Here is an 18,642-nt window from a genome sequence, read left to right on the forward strand (position 1 = left end):
CAGGTCGTTTCTTGTGGGCTCCTGAAACAAGTTACCTATAAGATAATTAAAAATGGGGTCATGCTGAGCTTGTCGAAGCATGGTGGGCAGGCCTCTGCGCGCGACCCTTCGACAGGCTCAGGGTGATCTTTTTATTTACTTTATTTATATTTCAATATTTTTTGAAAATTCAATAAAATAAGTACATTTGTTCATCATGAACATTCAAGTATTCATTCGTCTTGCAGGCCTTGCCCAGATTGCGTTGGTGATAGGCAGTCTCGCTATCCCGCGCATCCTTAACTGGCAGGGCGAATTAGCAAAAGTCCAAACCCTCATCAGACAAATGTTTTGGACGTATGCGGCATATATACTGGTCATTAACCTATGTTTCGGTGTGGTTTCAGTATTCTGTTACAGAGAATTAAGTGACGGTTCAAGGCTGGCCACGCTGCTTGATGCTTTTATTGCCTTGTACTGGATCTCAAGGGTATTAATTCAGTTTTTTTATTTCGATAGGGCAGCTTTTCCTAAGGGTTTGCGACATAAATTGGGCGAGGTGGTGCTGGTTATCCTTTTTATTTTTCTGAGTATAGTATACAGCTGGGCTGCATATATTAATTATATTAAAAGCTGAGCCATGCAAAACACATTGATCCACATTGTTTACTTCGCGGTTATAAACCTTGCATTGGTGCTATTGGGATATGTTTTTGTAAAACGTGAACTGGTTTGGCCGGCCTGGTTATTAATGCTGCTGGTTATCCCTGTAGTGTATTGCATTTTTAACCACGAGCACCCGGTACTTAAAATGCTTGGCATTATTGCTACAACTTTTACAGGTATTAAGGTGATCACTGTCACAGTTGATTACAGCGGTAAAAAAGTAAAACTTAAATTTATACCCTGGCTGGCCTTTGCCGGGGGCTGGGCAGGCATGCGGGCACAACCCTTTGAAACACTCGGGCAACAGGCTTTGCCAAATGCCTGGCCCATGATCAGGTTTGGCATCAGCAGGATTATGGCTGGTTTACTGCTTATTATACTGGCACACGGTATTGTGGCTTTATATTTTGATAAAGGTTTAACTTATTTTTTGGTAAGCCCCGTACTGCTGGTGGCTTTGAGCCTGATATTGCATTTCGGATTACTGAGCATAGGGGCAGGGCAGTGGCGCTTAATGGGGGTTAATACTTATTACCTGTTCAGGCAGCCGGCAAAGGCCATGAGCCTCACTGAATTTTGGGGCAAACGCTGGAACCTTGCTTTTATTGAAATGACCACCGTAGGTATTTTTCGCCCGCTTAGGGGTGAAATTGGGAAGGCTGGGGCCTTGGCTGCAGCGTTTTTGTTTTCGGGTTTACTACACGAGCTGGCATTGAGTGTTCCGGTAAACAGCGGCTACGGTTTGCCGATGCTATACTTTGTTATCCAAGGTGTTGTGTTACTGGTTGAAAAGAAACTGATCAGCCGCAATACAGCGTTTTTGAAGCATCCGGTAATGGCAAGGCTATGGGTTTTCTTTTGGCTGGTAGTGCCGATGCCTTTATTGTTTCATGCGCAGTTTATTAAATTGGTGGTATGGCCGTTGACTGGCTTTTAATTTATTTCTGAACCCAGGATTAAACGAATTAGAGAAGTTATTGAATTGGCTTTCAATTCTGTAATTCCTAAACCCTGTTAATTTTGATTCAGACAGCGTTAGTGATAGTAGCGGATACCGGCCAAGAGCGTAATGCCTGCAGGCGTATGAGCGAATATCCCGGGCCGCAGGTAACGCCATCGTCTTAGAGTTTGTTTAAAAATAGAGTCATAAAAATATTATAACAAAAAAGCGTCATTGCTGTAGGGGTACGAAGCAATCCCAAACTATACAGGGCGGCTCTGTAAGCAGAGGATTGCTTTGTCGTTCGTCCTCGCAATGACGCTATTTTTAATCGTTTTTTAAACAGCTTGTTAGTTTTAGATAAATCATATCGAGATTGAAACCTCCTCCACAAGATATATTACAATAAACTATACCATTTCTGTTTCGCCAATAACGGTATTTTAACCCATTCAGCAGCAAAAAAACTTATTTTGTGTCAATTTACAGTCAATATAAATCTGCATAAAATTGAAAGAACCCAGGATAAAATCCCGCTCTTTATACTGTAAAATCAACATTACTGCTTGATTATCTCATTGTGTCAAAGCAACATAATAAAGGTTTATGTTAAAAGTATTACAATTGGCGGCTTGTTAGTTGCCTTAATTATTTTCAGTTTTGCCAATCATTTAACATTAATTGCCACGTTATTTAACAAATGACCGATTTTACCAAGCTGACTGAGGATGATTTGATGGGGTTGCTACAGCAGGATAAGCTTAGTGCGTTCAGGGAGATCTACCAGCGGTATTGGAAAAAGCTATACAGCGATGCTTACAGGCGATTAAAAAACAAGGAGCTGTGTGAGGAAGTTGTTCAGGAGATATTTTCAAATCTTTGGCATAAACGTCACACGCTGCAAATTAATACTACCATTGGCGGTTACCTGCACCTGGCCGTTTTAAACCAGGTGGTTGACCAATACCGCAAGCAAACCATCCGCGCAAAACACACCGAAGCACTTAAGTTGTTAACTACCGAGACCGATACCGGTACTGAAGACACAATCATGCTGCGTGATCTCACCCACACGCTTGAAACCGAAATAAGTCACCTTCCTGATAAATGCCGGTCGGTTTTTGAACTGAGCCGTAAGGAATACAAATCCAACAAGGAGATAGCCCAGATGCTGGGTATCTCCGAAAAAACGGTTGAAAACCAGATTACTAAAGCAATTAAACGGCTGCGTTTAAGCCTGAGCCATCACCTGCTGATCACGGTGGCGATGTACCTGCATAAATTTTTTTAAAAAAGTTCATATGTGTGTAGGGGGTACACTATCTCTCATACGTCATCTCATTTATAAACCGGAATTATTTTCTTTTCATGAAAGAACCTATACGTATTGATTTGCTTGAAAAATACATTAAAGGCAATTGCACCGAAGCCGAGATCGCTTTGGTAAAGCAATGGTATTTGAGCTTTGAGCATGAAAACGATCATGTTTCCGATCTGTCGCCCGCGGAGGAGAAGCAACTGGAAGAGAGGATCTATTTCAATATTATCAGTAATCTTGATCTTATACAGCTGCAAACACCTCTGGAGCAGCCGAGAGTTGTGCTGTTTCGTAAATGGTATGCTGTAGCAGCAGCTGTTGCAGTTTTTGCATTATCGACAGTTGCAATTTTTTATACCCAAAAATCAAAAGATCAGCACCTTGTAGTATCAGCAACAAGCAATGTGCGCTTGTTTAACGTTACCAATAATACCGGTCATATTTATAAAGTTACCCTGCCCGATAGCAGCGCTGTTTGGCTTAACCCATCAGCAAAGATCAGCTACCCTAATGCATTTGCTGCCGATTCGAGGCAGGTGAGCATATCGGGCGAATGCTTTTTTGAAGTGACCAAAAATCCTCAGCGTCCTTTTATTATCAGCAGCCGTTCCATCGTTACCAAGGTTTGGGGCACCAGTTTCCTGGTACGCGATAATGAGCAAAGCAACATGGCCGATGTTTCTGTATTAACCGGTAAAGTTTCGGTAAGTGCCAAGGTTAACGGTAACAACGCCATTACAACAAAGCTTACCAAAGATGAGGTGATGATCTATCCGCATCAAAAGGCGGTTTATCTGAATGATAAGCATACACTTACATCGCAGGCGGTTGAAGTAAAATCAACTGTGAAAAAATATCAGCGCACACACCTTGTTTTTGATAATAAACCGCTAAAGGATATCATCCCGGTGCTCGACTCCAGCTTTAATGTAAATATCAAAGTAACCAGCGAGAAGCTGAACCACTATATCCTGAATGCCGATTTTGAAGGGTTTAACTTACCTGATGTGCTTGACGCGCTGAAGAAATCGCTTAACATTGATTACGCTATTGTCAATAACCATATAGAACTAAAATAACCAACCATATTAAACACTCAAAAATTATAAGATGTACAAAAAACTACAAACCTAAAAGAAGAAAGCAAAGCAACCTCCGAAAATGATCTGCATAAAAAAAACTTAGAAGTGTTGCGAGCACCCCTAAGTTTTAAGGATCAAAAAGCCCGTTCCGCTAAGAACACCTCTGGGAGGTGTGCGGGCTATTAATTGTCTCATTTTTAACAAAGAAACATAACAAATATATGAATTTTCGTTTACGAAGGCCCATACCATGGGGTAAAATCATGAAGATCACTTTTAGCCAGATCCTGATAGCAATAATGGTAAGCAGCATAGCTTATTCAAGCCCAATTAAAGCACAGGGTATACTTAACAAAAAGGTAAATGTTACACTCAGCAATATAACTATGCTTGAGGCTTTACAGTACCTTCAAAAAAATAACAATGTAAAGTTTATTTACAGCGCCAGCTCACTGGATGCCGATAAACACTTTTCATTAAACGTTAATAATCAAACATTAAAAATCGTACTTGACCAGGTGTTTAAAGATAATGGCATCAATTACGATGTAATGAACGATAGGGTAGTACTTGAAAAAAAGGCACCTGCCGCACCATCTGTTAATAATACTGCTGAAGCGGGTGTTGTAATTGAAGAGCAGCCGGCAGCTAATGTTACTATTACCGGTAAGGTAACGGATAATACAGGCCAGGCGGTTCCGGGAGCTACGGTTACCGAAAAAGGTACTACTAACGGTATTACTACTGGTGTTGATGGCGGCTACAAATTATCGGTTGCCGGTCCGGCTTCGGTTATAGTAGTGCAGTTTATTGGTTATGCTAAACAAGAAATTGTTGTTGGCAGCCAAACAGTTATCAATGTTGTATTAGCTGAAGATATAAAGGCAATTAACGAAGTTGTGGTTGTAGGTTACGGTACGCAGAAACGCACCACGGTTACCGGTGCTATCAGCAGCGTTAAAGCAAACGATCTGCAGGATCAGCAGGTTACCCGCATTGATGATGCCCTGAAAGGCCGCGTTACCGGTGTTAGTGTTGTACAAAGCTCTGGCTTACCTGGCTCTACACCACAGATCAGGGTGAGGGGTATTACCTCGAGGCAAAACAGCGATCCGTTGTATGTAATTGACGGTATTGTGGTTGATAACGGTGGTTTGGATAACGTTAACCCTAATGATGTTGAATCAATAGATGTGTTGAAGGATGCATCTGCAGCTATTTACGGTTCACGTTCATCAAACGGTGTAATTATCGTTACTACTAAAAAAGGTAAAAAAGGTGATGCCCAAATTACTTACAATGGTTATGTTGGTATCCAGTCGCCGGTGAGCAAGCCTAAACTGACTGATGCATCTCAATATGCTACGTTGAGGAACGAGTCATTAACCAATGACGGTAAAGCTGCCCCTTTTTCCAATCCGGCATCATATGGTACAGGTACTAACTGGCAAAATGAGATTTTTGAAGGTAACGCTATTATCCAAAACCATAACCTGAGCATCAGTGGTGCTTCTGATAAAGCTAACTACTATACTTCATTTGGCTACCTTGATCAACAGGGTGTGGTTATGCCTTCAATTTCGGGTTATAAGAAATTTAACTTTACAGTTAATACTTCATACAAGGTTAAAAAATGGCTTACTGTAGGCGAAAACTTTACTTATACGTATAGCAAAAACAAAGCTTTCGGTAATACCAACAGCGTATTCGGCGGCCCGTTAAGTTCTGCTTTAAACCTTGACCCTATTACTCCGGTTACTGTAAACAATGTTAGCGGTCAGCCAAACCAGAGTGATTACAACAATGCCAATATCATTCGCAACGCCCAGGGTTTACCTTATGGTATTTCGGGCTATGTGGGCCAGGAAATAACTAACCCGCTTGCTTATGCGCAAACAATTACGGGTAACTACAATGATGCTACCAACCTTTTAGGTAGCGCTTTCGTTGAGGTTGAACCTATCCCCGGTTTAAAGATTCGTTCACAGATCAGCGCTAAACAGGCTTATTACGGTTCAGATGCTTTTACACCATTGTACTACCTTAATTCAAGTAGCTCAAATACCACTACATCGCAGGTAACCGCTTATAACAGGAACCTTAGCTGGAACTGGGATAACACCGCTACATACACGCGTTCATTTGGTAAAAACAACCTTACCGCTTTAGTAGGTACCAGTGCACAGAAAACTACTGCATCTGGTTTACAGGGAACATTTTTGGGCGAGCCTGTAAATTCACTTGATGATGCTTCTATTAACTTTGCGTTACCCGCAGCTAACAGAATAGCAGCAAGCGCACTTGCTTTAGATGCCGTACAGCCGCATACCTTAGCTTCATACTTTGGCAGGGTAACTTATGATTACGATCAGAAATACCTTTTCTCTGGTATTATCCGTCGTGATGGTTCATCAAAGTTTGGTAGCAACAATGTTTATGGTGTTTTCCCGGCCGGTCAGGTTGGTTACGTAATGAGCCGTGAAGACTGGTTCCCTAAAAACTCATTTGTTGATTTCTTTAAACTGCGTGCTTCATATGGTTCGGTAGGTAACGAAATGGCGCTTCAGCCGTTCAGGTATGCAGCAACAATCGGCAGCGGTCGTAACGCGATATTTGGCGATCAATTGATTGTTGGTTATAGCCCTAACGCACCAGCTAACCCTAACCTTAAATGGGAAGAAACCCACACTACCGATATTGGTTTTGATGCAACCCTGTTAAACAACCTGAGTGTAACTGTTGATGTGTACCGCAAGCTTACTAAAGGTATGTTACAGCAGGTATCCCTGCCTGCATACGCGGGTTTCTCTGACCAGCCTTTTGATAACGTAGGTAACATGGAGAATAAAGGTATTGAGTTAAGCCTTGGTTACAATAACAAAATAGGTGATTTTAGTTATAATGTAGGTGGTAATATCTCTTATAACAAAAATACTGTATTGAGCTTAGGTAACCAGATTGATCATTTTGTACTCGGTACCGTACAAAGTACTACTTATGAAATTGGCCGTATCACTCCGGGACAACCTTTGGGCGAATTTTATGGTTTCAAAGAATTAGGTGTATTCCACTCGCAGGCCGAAATTGATGCTTATTCAAAAAATGGCCAGTTGATCCAGCCAAATGCTAAGCCTGGCGATTTCAAATGGCAGGACACTGATGGCGATGGTAAAATAACCCAGGCCGACCGCCAGTTTTTAGGTAACCCACTGCCTACTTTTACTTACGGTGTTAACTTTAGCGCCAACTACAAAAACTTTGACCTCAAATTGTTTGGACAGGGTGTTTGGGGCAACAAAATTTACCAGGCTTACCGCAGGTTAGATATCCCGGCTGCCAACTATCCAATTGATGCGCTTAACGCCTGGACAACTGCTAATGCAGGCAGTAACTATCCGCGTTTAAGTGATGCCGACCCGAACAACAACTTCAAAAATCCATCAAACTTTTACCTGCAAAGCGGTGCATACTTCCGCATTAAAACTTTGCAGTTGGGTTACAGCTTACCGGCAGCATGGTTAAAAGCGGCCGATGTTAAAAGGGTTAGGGTATTCCTGAGCAGCAACAACCTGGTAACTATTACAGGTTACAAAGGATATGATCCTGAAATAAGCGGTGGTATTGATATGGGTATTTACCCTCAGGCACGCACATTTATGGCAGGTTTGGATATTACTTTATAACAGAAATTACAATTATCATGAAATCGAAATATTATCTATATACAGGGATTGTTTTATTGGGGATAGGTACGATAGTATCTTGTAAAAAATCATTCCTGGAGCTTAACCCTAAAGGGCAATTCTTAGAGTCAAACTATTACGCTACTCCTGATGAGGCGCTTACCGCTGTTGTAGCAGCGTATGATCCCCTGGTTACCGAAACCGGTGGTATCGATAACACTTACTCTGATCCGCTTGGTGCCCTTAACTCAGCATCTGATGATTGTTATGCAGGCGGCGGCAGCTCGTCTGACGTACCACAGTGGCAGGCCATCAACAACTATACGCTTACGCCGGCATTAGGTCCGCAAAACCAGTTTTGGGCAATTAATTTTCAAGGTGTTAACCGTGCCGACGTGTTACTGGAAAACTTGCCTAAAGTACCAGGCATGAGTGCAGACCTCTTAAAACGTTATACCGCCGAAGGTCAGTTTTTACGTGCACACTATTACTTTGATCTGGTTAGGTTATTTAAAAATGTGCCGTTGATCCTTAATTCATTAAATTTAACCAACGTTTACAGTCAGCCGCAGGCAACGCCCGAAGCTGTTTATGCACAGATTGAAACCGACCTTAAAGCTGCAATAACAGGCTTGCCAACTACTGTTCCGGCAACCGAAGGCGGTCGTGTAACACAAGGTGCAGCTAAAGCTTTGTTAGGTAAAGTTTACCTGTACGAAAAGAAATGGGCCGATGCTGCAACTACGTTACAGGATGTGAACACTAACTACGGGTATAAACTGTTAAGCAATTATGGTGCTATTTTCAGCCCAACAAACAAGTTTAACAGCGAGTCGATATTTGAATTAGTACACTCTGGTACACAAAGTTATACCTGGAATAACTGGGATCAGTTTAAATCAAATATCTACACACAAATGATTGGCCCGCGTAGCTATACCGGTCCGGTATATTATAGTGGTGGTTATGGTTTTAACCCGGTTACAACAGAACTGGCTACGGCTTTAAAAGGCGATCCACGTTATGGCTATACCGTTGTGAATATCGATAGCCTAACAAAAGCTACAAAAACTTCTTATTCGCCAAGCTACCAAAATACAGGTTACTTTATTCAGAAATATGCGCCTGTATTAGCTAATAAAGTAACTACAGGTACTACCGATCTGAACTGGCCTAATGATTACATCGAGATTCGTTTGGCAGATACCTACCTGATGGAAGCCGAAGCTGAATTGAACGGCGGCGGTGATCAGGGCCGTGCGCAAACTTTACTTAATGCAGTACGTGCCCGTGTTGGTTTGGCTTCAAAACCTGCTACACTTCAAAACATCTATGATGAAAGAAGGCTTGAGCTGGCTACTGAAGGCCACCGCTGGTTCGATCTTGTACGCTGGGGCCAGGCTCCATCTGTATTGGCATCTAAAGGCTTTAAAGCTGGTGTTAATGAGATTTTGCCTATCCCGTTAAATGAAACGCTTAACGGCACAAAGCTTAAACAAAATCCAGGTTATTAATTTAACCCAGATAGTTAATAAAAAGGCTGTCATGTTACATGGCAGCCTTTTTATCTTTATATGGAGGGGCATTACATTGGCTCCTCAAATTTAGCAGGTAATATTATGCTTAAGCAGCGCACATTTTTTTTGGCTTTATTGCTATTGATACCTTTGAGCTTTTTACTGGTACAGTGCCTGAGTGATAAGCCGCAGGACCCAAGGGCAGAGATCTTTGCCGGATCGGCCAGTTGCGAAAAATGCCATAAGGATGTATATGACAGCTACCTGCACACGGCACATTATCTTTCATCGCGACCAACCACTCCCGAAATTGTACATGGAAGCTTCGACCCTCATAATAACACCCTGCAATATGCCGATGGCGCGGCGGTTAAAATGGAAAAGCGCAACGGCGAACTTTACCAGGTAAGTTATACCAATGGCAAAGAAAATCTTGCCCATAAAATGGATATTACTTTTGGTGTAAGCAAAGCTCAAACTTATATGTACTGGCAGGATAAGCAACTGTTTGAATTACCTGTATCTTATTTTAGCGCCGTACATGGCTGGGCAAACAGTCCGGGTTATGATGGCGGGAAACCGGATTTTAACAGGCCAATTTTGCAAAGATGTTTTGAGTGCCATGCATCATTCATTAAAAAGGCTTCGCAGCAAAATGTAGACATGCAAAACCGCAAGGTTGAGTTTGAGCCTGCATCCATTATTTACGGGATTGATTGCGAACGCTGCCATGGCCCTGCTGCAAACCACGTAAACTATCACGAGGCGTATCCCGAAGAAAAACAGCCGAAATACATCACCCGTTTTGCATCGCTTAGCCGTGCCCAAAAAATGGATGCCTGTGGGGTTTGTCATTCAAGCAGCAAGCAGGCTTTCCAGGTATCAACGTTTAAATTTAAAATGGGGGATACCCTGGCACGCTTCAAGGAGCCGGATTATTTAAACATACAAACCAATGCGGCTTCGCTTGACGTCCATGGCAACCAGAACGGCCTCCTTACTGCCAGCAAATGTTTTATGATGAGCAATATGGATTGCAGCACCTGTCATAACACCCATGTAAATAATGGCGGCAACCTTACCCTGTACTCCAAAAAATGTATGAGTTGCCATACCGAAGCTAATCACAACCTTTGCAAAGTAGCGCCAAAACTAAGCGCGTTAATGCAAAATAATTGTATCGACTGCCACATGCCGCTTAAGCCTTCAAATACGATTGCCGTAAATGATACTTTGGGTAAAAAGTCCTCGCCATATTTGGTGCGTACACATCGCATTGCCATTTATCCAAATGAAACTAAAAAGATCCTGGCTTTTTTAAGAGCTAAAAGCCGATAAAGCTAAAAGCTCAAGGCTTAACGCGTAAAGCTAAATAGAGCGCCTTTTTTCATGATAACCGCGTATGGGCTTTGAGCTTTTGGCTTTAGGCTCAAATAAATGTGACCACAATCACTTTTTTTACGTGCCATAGTCATGGTACAGGTAAGCCGTACTAGCCATCTTTGTATCATTAAAAGATAACAATCATGGCAACTTTAAAAATAAATGCTCCTGAATGGACCGCTGCAAATACCAATACTGTTAATACTGCCAATACTAAAACAGGTAACAATATCTGGAATAAATTAATAGCCTTTGCCGATACCCAGGCTCCTAACAGAACTGTTTGGTTCATGTTTTCATTGATATCACAGGGTGTACTTTTTTTACCGGTGCCTGCTTTTCTGCTTTACTATTATAATGCCCCTATAGCCATATTGGCAGTAACCCTTGTATTATTCTTTGCCAACATCATAGCGGGTATGGGCGGCTTAGGTATCCGTACACTGCTTGGCCTTTTTGCATTCAGCGTTCTGGTACATATCACCATGCTGCTTGTATTCATGTTATAAAACAGCTTATTTAACCCCTAATTTAATAATGTGCTGAAAGGCCGCCGGGAGCGAAACCGGCGGCTTTGTTTTGTTAGGATAAACAAAAAATAGATTGTGTTTTTTCACAATCCATTTTTGTTTTAATGTTGTTAAGTGTAATTAAGCGTAAGTAACTTCTAAGGTAATTGGCACGCTTAGGGCTTTTGAGATGATGCAATTAGCTTTAGCACCTTCTGCAATTTCTTTAAACTGTTCTTCAGATACACCGTCAATTAATGCCCCTTTTAATTGTAAAAGGATGCCTGTCACCTCTAATGCCTGCATGTCAAGGTCAAGGATAGCATCGGTGGTTAAATCATTTGGAGTAAAACCTGCCTGGGTTAAAGCAGCGCCAACAGCCATAGTAAAGCAGCCTGCGTGAGCAGCGGCTAATAACTCTTCCGGGTTGGTGCCAATGCCATCGGCAAAGCGGGTTTTAAATGAATACTGGGTTTTGTTTAATACTGTGCTCTGGGTAGTGATCTCTCCCTGACCAGCCTGTAATGTACCATTCCAATGGGCGTTTGCTGTACGTTTCATAGTTTGCGGTTTTTGTTTTATAGTTGTTTAGTCCATAGACCATAGTCAATGGTCCATAGTTTTATTTGTTTTGATTTAAGTGCAGCATCTATGGACTATCGACCATAGACTATCGACCGCGCCAATTAATGCCATTTAGCGCGCTCGTACTGTACAGGCCATTTTATTTCCTCGCCAAGCTCATGTGCTGCGCGTAAAGCAAAATGTGGGTCGCGGAGCATTTCTCTTGCGAAAAATACCAGATCTGCGCGTTCGTTTTTTATAATTTCGTTAGCCTGGTCGGCTTTGGTGATCAAGCCTACCGTACCTGTAAGTATACCGCTTTCTTTTTTAACTTTCTCAGCAAATTCAACTTGATAACCTGGCGTTAATGGAATTTTAACATTTGGTATGTTGCCGCCGGTTGAGCAATCAATAAGGTCAACGCCTTTACTTTTTAAAATGTTGGCTAAGGCCACTGAATCGTCAGCAGTCCAGCCGCCTTCTACCCATTCTGTAGCTGAGATCCGTACAAACAGCAAATTTTCTTCAGGCCAAACTTCTTTAACACTTTCAATCACCTCAAGCAATAAACGAATGCGGTTCTCAAAGCTGCCGCCATATTCATCCGTACGCTTGTTGCTGAAAGGCGACAGAAACTGGTTGATCAGGTAGCCATGTGCACCATGTAATTCTATCACCTGAAAACCAGCGGCGATAGCTCGTACGGTCGCTGACTTAAAATCCGCTTTTACTTTTTCAATCCCTGCCTTATCCAAAGCTACGGGTGGCTCTTCATTTTCAGAAAAAGGAACTGCACTTGCCGAGAAAGTTTGCCAGCTGTTAGGCTGATCTGCAGGGATCTGTTTACCTCCTCCAGTCCATGGTTTCTGGTGACTTGCTTTGCGGCCTGCATGTGCCAGCTGCGTACCCGGAACAGCGCCCTGTGCCTTTATAAAATCGGTGATCTGTTTTAGCTTTTCAATGTGTTCGTCTTTGTATAAACCCAGATCGGCAAAAGTAATACGGCCTTCGGGAGATACTGCTGTGGCTTCGGTAATGATCATTGCTGCACCACCTGTAGCAAAGCTGCCAAGATGTACGAGGTGCCAGTCATTAGCGAAACCGTCCTCGCTCGAATATTCGCACATAGGTGATACTACAATACGGTTTTTTAGTTCAATATTTTTTATTTTAAGGGGAGAAAATAGTGTAGACATATTTTTTGTTTTTACAAATATGCTCAGTAACAAGCAGTGCGCAAATACTGTTTTTGTAAAATAACAGGTACGATAATAAAATGATATTACGGTGAGTTTGGCGGCGGAAAACTCGTCTGAAATCAGAATTTGCAGCATTACTGAATTTTTAGAATAAAGTCATTCTTAAGTGCCGAATTTTGCGGGATGCGGTAAAATATTACTTTTACCGCCATGTCTACTATAACAACACGCTTAGCAATTTTTAATGATATCCCCGAATTGCAGGAACTGATAGCACTTTCTGTTCGCGGTTTGAGTACCAATTATTATGATCAGCAGCAAATTGAAAGTGCCATCAAATATATTTTTGGTGTGGATACACAATTGGTTACGGATGGTACCTATTACGTGGCCGAAATAGATGGTGTTACTGTTGGCTGCGGAGGCTGGAGCAAACGCAACACCCTTTATGGAGGCGATCAGCACAAAGAAATGGAAGATCCATTGCTTGATCCGGAACATGAAGCCGCAAGGATCAGGGCATTTTTTGTCCATCCTGATTATGCCCGCCGGGGTATAGGAAGTTATATCATGAAGGTTTGTGAAACCGCTGCACAAGATAACGGTTTTAAAAGCCTGCAATTAGGGGCAACATTGCCCGGTGTACCGCTTTATGAGGCTATGGGGTATAAAGCAATGGAAAACATAGATCAGCCGATGCCCGATGGTGTGATATTGCCTTTGGTTAAAATGTTCAAGGTTTTATAGCTCAGGGACTGATTCAGGTTAATATTAAAGTGTCCTTTTCGGCGTTATAGCTAAAACTAAGCCCGCAATCATGTTCAGGAAAATACTGGTATCCATGATTTTATTGATAACCGTAACATCGGCATACGCCCAAACTGCCGAAGATACTTACAATAAATACCTCGATTTTAATTTGGCACGCTTACAGGGGGAACAGGATAAGGCAATGGACCTGTCCCGGCAGATTATGCAGGATACAGCCAAGTTAGTTGCCAAAGTGAAGATCAATTTTTTTAATTCGCTGGCTAAGCTTTATGAAGATGATAATCAAAGTGTAAATGCAATACCTCTATACGAGCGCGTTGTTGCTGCCGAACCTGATTATTATGTAGCTCACCGGGCTTTGGGATATTTGTATCTCAAGAACTTCCCGGATGGTGATAAGTCTTTGAATAATCCATCCACAGACACTGAATATATTAAGGCTGTAAAGAAAGCTTTGCCCCAGCTGGAGAAAGCCCAGGCCTGTGATGCTGATGACAGTACGCTTTCGCTGATCAAAACGCTCTATAAAAATATTGGAGATGATACCGGCTTAAGCGGGCTGGATAAACGTTTGAAAGTTTTGAAAGGGAGGTGTGAGGATATTTTGAGTGATTGAAAATTATCGAGCGTCATTGCGAGGTACGAAGCAATCCCCTACCAACAGAGCGGCTATTCAAATCCCCCTGTACAGTTCGCGATTGCTTCGTGCCTCGCAATGACGTTTGTTTAGCATTAGTTACGTACCTACTTCTGCCTGAAACTATCACCAATAAATGCCAATGCATCGGTAATGCCGGTGCGCCAGTAGGTCCAGGTGTGGGCACCATCGCGGATGCGGAATTCATGGGGCACTTTCTTTTCTGTAAGGGCAATATGCAGCAGGCTGTTGCCTTTGCTCAGGGCATCATCGTCACCGCAATCTATCCAGTAACGTACATCATTTAAATCTGTTGTTTTGCTTTGAACCAATCCCAGTATGGAGTTGGCTTGCCAGGTACTATTAAGGCGCTCCTTACCTTTAAGATCGGGGCCAAATACTTTGCTATAAACTTCTTTCCAACGTTCATCAGTCACGGCCATAAAATCATCGTCACTGCGTACCGCGGCGCTCAAGGCTGCCGCTGCCGAAAACATATTGGGGTGTTTAAGGCTGTATACCAACGTGCCAAAGCCGCCCATGGATAAGCCGGCTACACCGCGATATTGTTTAGTGCCTTTTATGCGGTATTCCCTTTCTATAGCCGGTATAAACTCCTGAAAAAAGAAATCTTCATAGTTTAATTTGCCATTGTAGGCATTGATATAAAAGCTGGTGCCCCCATCGGGCATAACAATGATCATCGGGGGGATGGTGCCATCGGTAATGGCTTTATCAGCATAGCGATTAATTTCACCAAATTGTAGCCAGCCGGTATGGTCATCGCCGTAACCATGCAGCAGGTACACTACAGGGTAGCTGCGGTTTGAGGTTTCATAATCGGCAGGCAGGTAAACCGTGTATTTTACGTTATGATTTAAAATATCGCTTTTTACGTATTGCTCTTCAATTACCTTACCGTTAGTTTGCGCAAACGTATTTGCAGAAAATAACAATAAGCAAACCAGCAAAATTCTTTTTATAATACTCATATTCTAATTTATTCAATCAAATTATCATTTGCATATCTGCACATCTGAAATCTGCACATCCAAAAACTACTTCTGCCTGAAACTGTCGCCAATAAATTGCAGGGCATTGGTAATACCGGTGCGCCAGTAAGTCCAGGTGTGTGCCCCGTCACGCACGCGGAACTCATGCGGTACATTTTTTTCGGTAAGGGCGATGTGCAGGAGGCAGTTGCCTTTACTCAGAAAATCGTCGTCACCGCAATCTATCCAGTACCTTACAGATTTTAGCTCATCGGTAGTTTTGGTTTGTACCAGGTTTAAAACCGAATTGCTTTGCCATGCACTGTTCACCCTGTCTTTACCCTTTAAACCACGTCCGTAAAGCTGCGCGAATATCTTGTCATAGGTGTCATCAGGAGTGCCAATAAGCTGATCGTCAGGAAATACAGCAGCGCTTAAAGCCGCGCCGGCTGCAAACAGGTCGGGGTGTTTAAGCGTGTAGACCAGCGTTCCATAACCACCCATTGAAAGGCCTGCTATACCGCGGTATTTTTTTTCGGCCTTAATGCGATAGGCCTTTTCAATATGTGGCATAAACTCTTTAATAAAAAAATCTTCATATTTCTCCTTGTCATCGTACGAGTTGATGTACCAGCTTGAATCAGCATTGGGCATTACAATGATCATGGGGGGGATAGTTCCATCTGCAATGGCTTTATCTGCATAGCGGTTAACTTCTCCAAATTGCAGCCAGCCGGTATGATTGTCGGAGTAACCGTGCAGCAGGTAAACAACAGGGTAAGTGCGATTGGCTGTTTCATAATCGGCAGGGAGGTAAACAGCGTAGTTTACGTAACGCTTTAAAATTTTGCTTTTTACATTTTGCTCTTCAAGCACCTTGCCTTGCAATTGTGCAAACGAGCTGAAACTGCTTATCAGCAGCAGGAATAAAAAAACAGGTTTTAATATTTTCATAGTGCAGATTTTTCAGGTTTAAAAATTAAGTGCTTTGCCCTGTTGCGGGTAAATTAGGTTTAACTGTAATTTATTAGCTTTCTTTAACTGAACTTTAATTTTGCTGATACTGGTTGCAGGAGGCTTCAAATGTGTTACTACAATGTTTAAGCCTTTAACAGCATCGGTACCGGTAAAAGAAGCCAGTTTGTCCATTTCGGTCATTAGCCATTTCGGTGTAAGATGACCAAACAGCGTTTTGTCCGGTTGCTCATTAGGGAAGGATACCTCTATTAAAATAGCTTTCAGCTTTTTGCCTTTTACCAACGGAGCAACAGCCTGCCACAGGTTTTGCATATTGCTGCTTTTTTCTATTTCATCCGGCCCGGTATCGCCCAGGTAAAGCAAATAGTTATCATTACTGTTCACCAAAAAGGCAGTACTCGTTAAATTGGAATGACTAAGCGGGAAAGCCTTTACTTTAAGTTCGGTATTTTCGATAGCGGTTTCAGCGCCGGGGTCCAATACTTTATAGTGATACTTTTTTAGGGCCGGTGTCTCGCCCTGATCGGCAAAGTTGGCCCAGCTTTTCCAGGTAAAATAATGGGTTTTTATGGTTTCGATGCAATCATTAAGCGCATAGATGTTTTTGGTACTATCTTCCGGCGAGTTGATAATAAGCCCTGCGATATGGTCAAGGTGCGAGTGTGATATGAAATAACCTTTAATATATTGCCTGAGTACAACGCTTGCGGGCACATTAACGCTTTTATTGGCCACTGCTTTTTCAATACCGTAATGTAGTGTGCCCGCGTCAAGGCAAATATAATTATTGCTGCCGGCGGGAGCAAGCATATAGGCCGATAGGTTACTTTCATCAATGCCGCCCAATACACCTAAAGGCACCAATCTGAAAGCCGTGCCCTTTGAGCCTTGCGCTAAAGCAATTAAAGGAAACAGGAAAATATATAAAAACGGCAGTAATTTACGCTGGAGGTTCATTTTAGGCAGACTTAGCTTTAATATGCTACGGTACTAAATTAAGGATATGCCTAAATAATCAAAGTAAAATGCTGCCTGTTTTTATAAACACTTACATTACGTAACGTGTTTTAAGGCACCGTTCACAGAAGAATTTCCTGATCGGAAGCCAAAATAGAGTGGCTTTTAATAACAGGCTGCGCTTACGCCTGGTTTTTAAGGGCTCATTACATTTTTTACACCGGTGAACAGCGCGTGGTGTGTCTCTTACAATTTCCATTGTTAGGGGGTATCAATAGTTTTCTGTAAAATTAAAAGTTTAGTTTACTTAAACGAAAGTTTACAGATTTTGGTTAGCCCCTTTTTGAAAAAATTATTCGGTTTTCATAGCCTTAGCAGCCGATTTTTTATACTCGTAATCTCCGCCTAACAAATACCCCCATGGTTTAAGCGTTTCAATGCGGTCAAATATGATCTTGAATATGGCAATAACAGGAATAGAAAGAAACATGCCCGAAAGCCCCCAGATCATTTCGCCCAAAATTATGCCTATAAACGAGATGAGTGCATTGAGCCTAACCTTCGAACCAACTATGGTAGGCAGCAAAAAGTTAGCGTCGACAGCGTGGATGCCGATAACGCTCACGGCTACTGCAATGGTATTGCTGATACTGCCGGTAGCAAAAGTTATCACAGTACTTAATAGCAATGCAGTGAAAATGCCGATGTACGGAATGATGTTGAAAAGTCCCACGATAATGCCCAGCAATGCAGCATATTTAATACCGATCATCCAAAAAACAGTAATGGCTACACCGGCGACTATGACCATCTCCAGCAGCAGACCTAATATGTATTGCCTTAAGATGCTTTGAATATTTTCAACAATATCCATTACCACATGCTCATTTTCATCTCTGAAAACCCATACTATAAAACGGATAAGTAAACGCCTGTATAGCAGGATGAAAAAGGTAAAGATCAATATAAACACGTAAAACAACATAAGCGACGAAATCGCGCCGAAAGTTGTGCCCAACACATCTGTACCTGATTCCATCAGTTTTTTTGCTGTATCGTCAACATAGGCCATTTGTTTGGCTGCGTTAACATGAAAAGCATGCTGGATCCATTGCTGCAAATCCTGTATTGATTGCTTAACCTGTTTTTGAAGCATAGGCCAGTCATTAGCCATGTTCGAGATCTGTGACCCTACCAGATACAGGATTCCCCCAATAACACCAATCAATAATAATATGGAAACCAGCGATGCCATGCTGCGGGGCAGCCTTAGCTTGCTTTCAAGAAAATTACAAACAGGCAGCAGCAGAATAGCGAATATGAAACCGAAGATCATTGGATCAAGAAGGTCTTTACCCAAGATAATCAGGTACCCGAGGGCTATAAAGCCAATAAGTACTAAAGCAAGACGTTCGTAAAAAGGAGCTATGAGTTTTTTTGTTGGCATATGGGCAAGTGTTGGGGTAT

The 18,642-nt window shown here is 42.2% G+C and carries 16 protein-coding genes; 10 read left to right on the forward strand and 6 right to left on the reverse strand.

The annotated features are described in order from the left end of the window. The first annotated feature begins 196 nt into the window (after nucleotides 1-196). The 8 genes from AC1DUD_RS29355 (at nucleotide 197) to AC1DUD_RS29390 (ending at nucleotide 11,077) form a co-directional block, all read left to right on the forward strand. Nucleotides 197-616 (forward strand): hypothetical protein, encoded by a 420-nt coding sequence (locus tag AC1DUD_RS29355; protein WP_477381206.1) that lies wholly within the window; start codon nucleotides 197-199, stop codon nucleotides 614-616. A gap of 3 nt (nucleotides 617-619) precedes the next feature. After that, nucleotides 620-1,582: an MBOAT family protein gene (locus tag AC1DUD_RS29360; RefSeq protein ID WP_477381208.1), complete on the forward strand. Its 963-nt coding sequence runs from the start codon at nucleotides 620-622 to the stop codon at nucleotides 1,580-1,582. A 703-nt stretch (nucleotides 1,583-2,285) separates the two neighbouring features. Further along, on the forward strand, nucleotides 2,286-2,876 hold the full coding sequence (locus tag AC1DUD_RS29365) for an RNA polymerase sigma-70 factor (protein WP_477381210.1): 591 nt from the start codon (nucleotides 2,286-2,288) through the stop codon (nucleotides 2,874-2,876). A gap of 77 nt (nucleotides 2,877-2,953) precedes the next feature. Continuing rightward, on the forward strand, nucleotides 2,954-3,982 hold the full coding sequence (locus tag AC1DUD_RS29370) for a FecR family protein (RefSeq protein ID WP_477381212.1): 1,029 nt from the start codon (nucleotides 2,954-2,956) through the stop codon (nucleotides 3,980-3,982). Nucleotides 3,983-4,248: 266 nt separating this feature from the next. Beyond that, on the forward strand, nucleotides 4,249-7,668 hold the full coding sequence (locus tag AC1DUD_RS29375; protein WP_477381214.1) for a TonB-dependent receptor: 3,420 nt from the start codon (nucleotides 4,249-4,251) through the stop codon (nucleotides 7,666-7,668). Nucleotides 7,669-7,685: 17 nt separating this feature from the next. Beyond that, the gene (locus AC1DUD_RS29380; RefSeq protein WP_477381216.1) at nucleotides 7,686-9,182 is read left to right on the forward strand and encodes a RagB/SusD family nutrient uptake outer membrane protein; all 1,497 of its coding nucleotides are present in this window, start codon (nucleotides 7,686-7,688) and stop codon (nucleotides 9,180-9,182) included. Between the two features lie 105 nt (nucleotides 9,183-9,287). Beyond that, the gene (locus AC1DUD_RS29385) at nucleotides 9,288-10,523 is read left to right on the forward strand and encodes a cytochrome c3 family protein (protein ID WP_477381218.1); all 1,236 of its coding nucleotides are present in this window, start codon (nucleotides 9,288-9,290) and stop codon (nucleotides 10,521-10,523) included. Nucleotides 10,524-10,711: 188 nt separating this feature from the next. Continuing rightward, nucleotides 10,712-11,077, forward strand: coding sequence for a hypothetical protein (locus tag AC1DUD_RS29390; protein ID WP_477381220.1), 366 nt, complete (start codon nucleotides 10,712-10,714; stop codon nucleotides 11,075-11,077). A 141-nt stretch (nucleotides 11,078-11,218) separates the two neighbouring features. On the opposite strand, the gene AC1DUD_RS29395 is transcribed toward AC1DUD_RS29390, so the two are convergent. Both AC1DUD_RS29395 and AC1DUD_RS29400 read right to left on the reverse strand, forming a co-directional pair. Further along, complete coding sequence (locus AC1DUD_RS29395) at nucleotides 11,219-11,638, reverse strand: OsmC family peroxiredoxin (RefSeq protein WP_477381222.1); 420 nt, start codon at nucleotides 11,636-11,638, stop codon at nucleotides 11,219-11,221. Nucleotides 11,639-11,763: 125 nt separating this feature from the next. Beyond that, nucleotides 11,764-12,837 carry an NADH:flavin oxidoreductase/NADH oxidase gene (locus AC1DUD_RS29400; RefSeq protein WP_477381224.1) on the reverse strand — a complete coding sequence of 358 codons (1,074 nt, stop codon included), beginning with the start codon at nucleotides 12,835-12,837 and terminating at the stop codon, nucleotides 11,764-11,766. A gap of 213 nt (nucleotides 12,838-13,050) precedes the next feature. On the opposite strand from AC1DUD_RS29400, the gene AC1DUD_RS29405 reads away from it, so the two are divergent. Next, the gene (locus AC1DUD_RS29405; protein WP_477381226.1) at nucleotides 13,051-13,587 is read left to right on the forward strand and encodes a GNAT family N-acetyltransferase; all 537 of its coding nucleotides are present in this window, start codon (nucleotides 13,051-13,053) and stop codon (nucleotides 13,585-13,587) included. A 70-nt stretch (nucleotides 13,588-13,657) separates the two neighbouring features. After that, nucleotides 13,658-14,227, forward strand: a complete 570-nt coding sequence (locus tag AC1DUD_RS29410) for a hypothetical protein (RefSeq protein ID WP_477381228.1) — start codon at nucleotides 13,658-13,660, stop codon at nucleotides 14,225-14,227. 128 nt (nucleotides 14,228-14,355) lie between these two features. Here the strand turns inward: AC1DUD_RS29410 and AC1DUD_RS29415 are convergent, their stop codons facing one another. The 4 genes from AC1DUD_RS29415 to AC1DUD_RS29430 all read right to left on the reverse strand — a co-directional run bounded on the left by AC1DUD_RS29415 (nucleotide 14,356) and on the right by AC1DUD_RS29430 (nucleotide 18,622). Beyond that, nucleotides 14,356-15,240, reverse strand: a complete 885-nt coding sequence (locus tag AC1DUD_RS29415) for an alpha/beta hydrolase (protein WP_477381230.1) — start codon at nucleotides 15,238-15,240, stop codon at nucleotides 14,356-14,358. A gap of 66 nt (nucleotides 15,241-15,306) precedes the next feature. After that, entirely contained in the window at nucleotides 15,307-16,194 is an 888-nt protein-coding gene (locus AC1DUD_RS29420) for an alpha/beta hydrolase (protein WP_477381232.1), read from the reverse strand. An 18-nt stretch (nucleotides 16,195-16,212) separates the two neighbouring features. Beyond that, nucleotides 16,213-17,175: an MBL fold metallo-hydrolase gene (locus tag AC1DUD_RS29425; protein WP_477381234.1), complete on the reverse strand. Its 963-nt coding sequence runs from the start codon at nucleotides 17,173-17,175 to the stop codon at nucleotides 16,213-16,215. A 352-nt stretch (nucleotides 17,176-17,527) separates the two neighbouring features. Then, nucleotides 17,528-18,622 (reverse strand): AI-2E family transporter, encoded by a 1,095-nt coding sequence (locus AC1DUD_RS29430; protein WP_477381236.1) that lies wholly within the window; start codon nucleotides 18,620-18,622, stop codon nucleotides 17,528-17,530. Between the last annotated feature and the right edge of the window lie 20 nt (nucleotides 18,623-18,642).

The sequence above is a fragment of the Mucilaginibacter sp. P4_A11 genome, from assembly GCF_056402535.1.

Bases quoted from the DNA above. Each gene is read 5' to 3' on its own strand.
- AC1DUD_RS29355 (WP_477381206.1), top strand. From the start codon at position 197: ATGAACATTCAAGTATTCATTCGTCTTGCAGGCCTTGCCCAGATTGCG.
- AC1DUD_RS29360 (WP_477381208.1), top strand. From the start codon at position 620: ATGCAAAACACATTGATCCACATTGTTTACTTCGCGGTTATAAACCTT.
- AC1DUD_RS29365 (WP_477381210.1), top strand. From the start codon at position 2,286: ATGACCGATTTTACCAAGCTGACTGAGGATGATTTGATGGGGTTGCTA.
- AC1DUD_RS29370 (WP_477381212.1), top strand. From the start codon at position 2,954: ATGAAAGAACCTATACGTATTGATTTGCTTGAAAAATACATTAAAGGC.
- AC1DUD_RS29375 (WP_477381214.1), top strand. From the start codon at position 4,249: ATGAAGATCACTTTTAGCCAGATCCTGATAGCAATAATGGTAAGCAGC.
- AC1DUD_RS29380 (WP_477381216.1), top strand. From the start codon at position 7,686: ATGAAATCGAAATATTATCTATATACAGGGATTGTTTTATTGGGGATA.
- AC1DUD_RS29385 (WP_477381218.1), top strand. From the start codon at position 9,288: ATGCTTAAGCAGCGCACATTTTTTTTGGCTTTATTGCTATTGATACCT.
- AC1DUD_RS29390 (WP_477381220.1), top strand. From the start codon at position 10,712: ATGGCAACTTTAAAAATAAATGCTCCTGAATGGACCGCTGCAAATACC.
- AC1DUD_RS29395 (WP_477381222.1), bottom strand. From the start codon at position 11,638: ATGAAACGTACAGCAAACGCCCATTGGAATGGTACATTACAGGCTGGT.
- AC1DUD_RS29400 (WP_477381224.1), bottom strand. From the start codon at position 12,837: ATGTCTACACTATTTTCTCCCCTTAAAATAAAAAATATTGAACTAAAA.
- AC1DUD_RS29405 (WP_477381226.1), top strand. From the start codon at position 13,051: ATGTCTACTATAACAACACGCTTAGCAATTTTTAATGATATCCCCGAA.
- AC1DUD_RS29410 (WP_477381228.1), top strand. From the start codon at position 13,658: ATGTTCAGGAAAATACTGGTATCCATGATTTTATTGATAACCGTAACA.
- AC1DUD_RS29415 (WP_477381230.1), bottom strand. From the start codon at position 15,240: ATGAGTATTATAAAAAGAATTTTGCTGGTTTGCTTATTGTTATTTTCT.
- AC1DUD_RS29420 (WP_477381232.1), bottom strand. From the start codon at position 16,194: ATGAAAATATTAAAACCTGTTTTTTTATTCCTGCTGCTGATAAGCAGT.
- AC1DUD_RS29425 (WP_477381234.1), bottom strand. From the start codon at position 17,175: ATGAACCTCCAGCGTAAATTACTGCCGTTTTTATATATTTTCCTGTTT.
- AC1DUD_RS29430 (WP_477381236.1), bottom strand. From the start codon at position 18,622: ATGCCAACAAAAAAACTCATAGCTCCTTTTTACGAACGTCTTGCTTTA.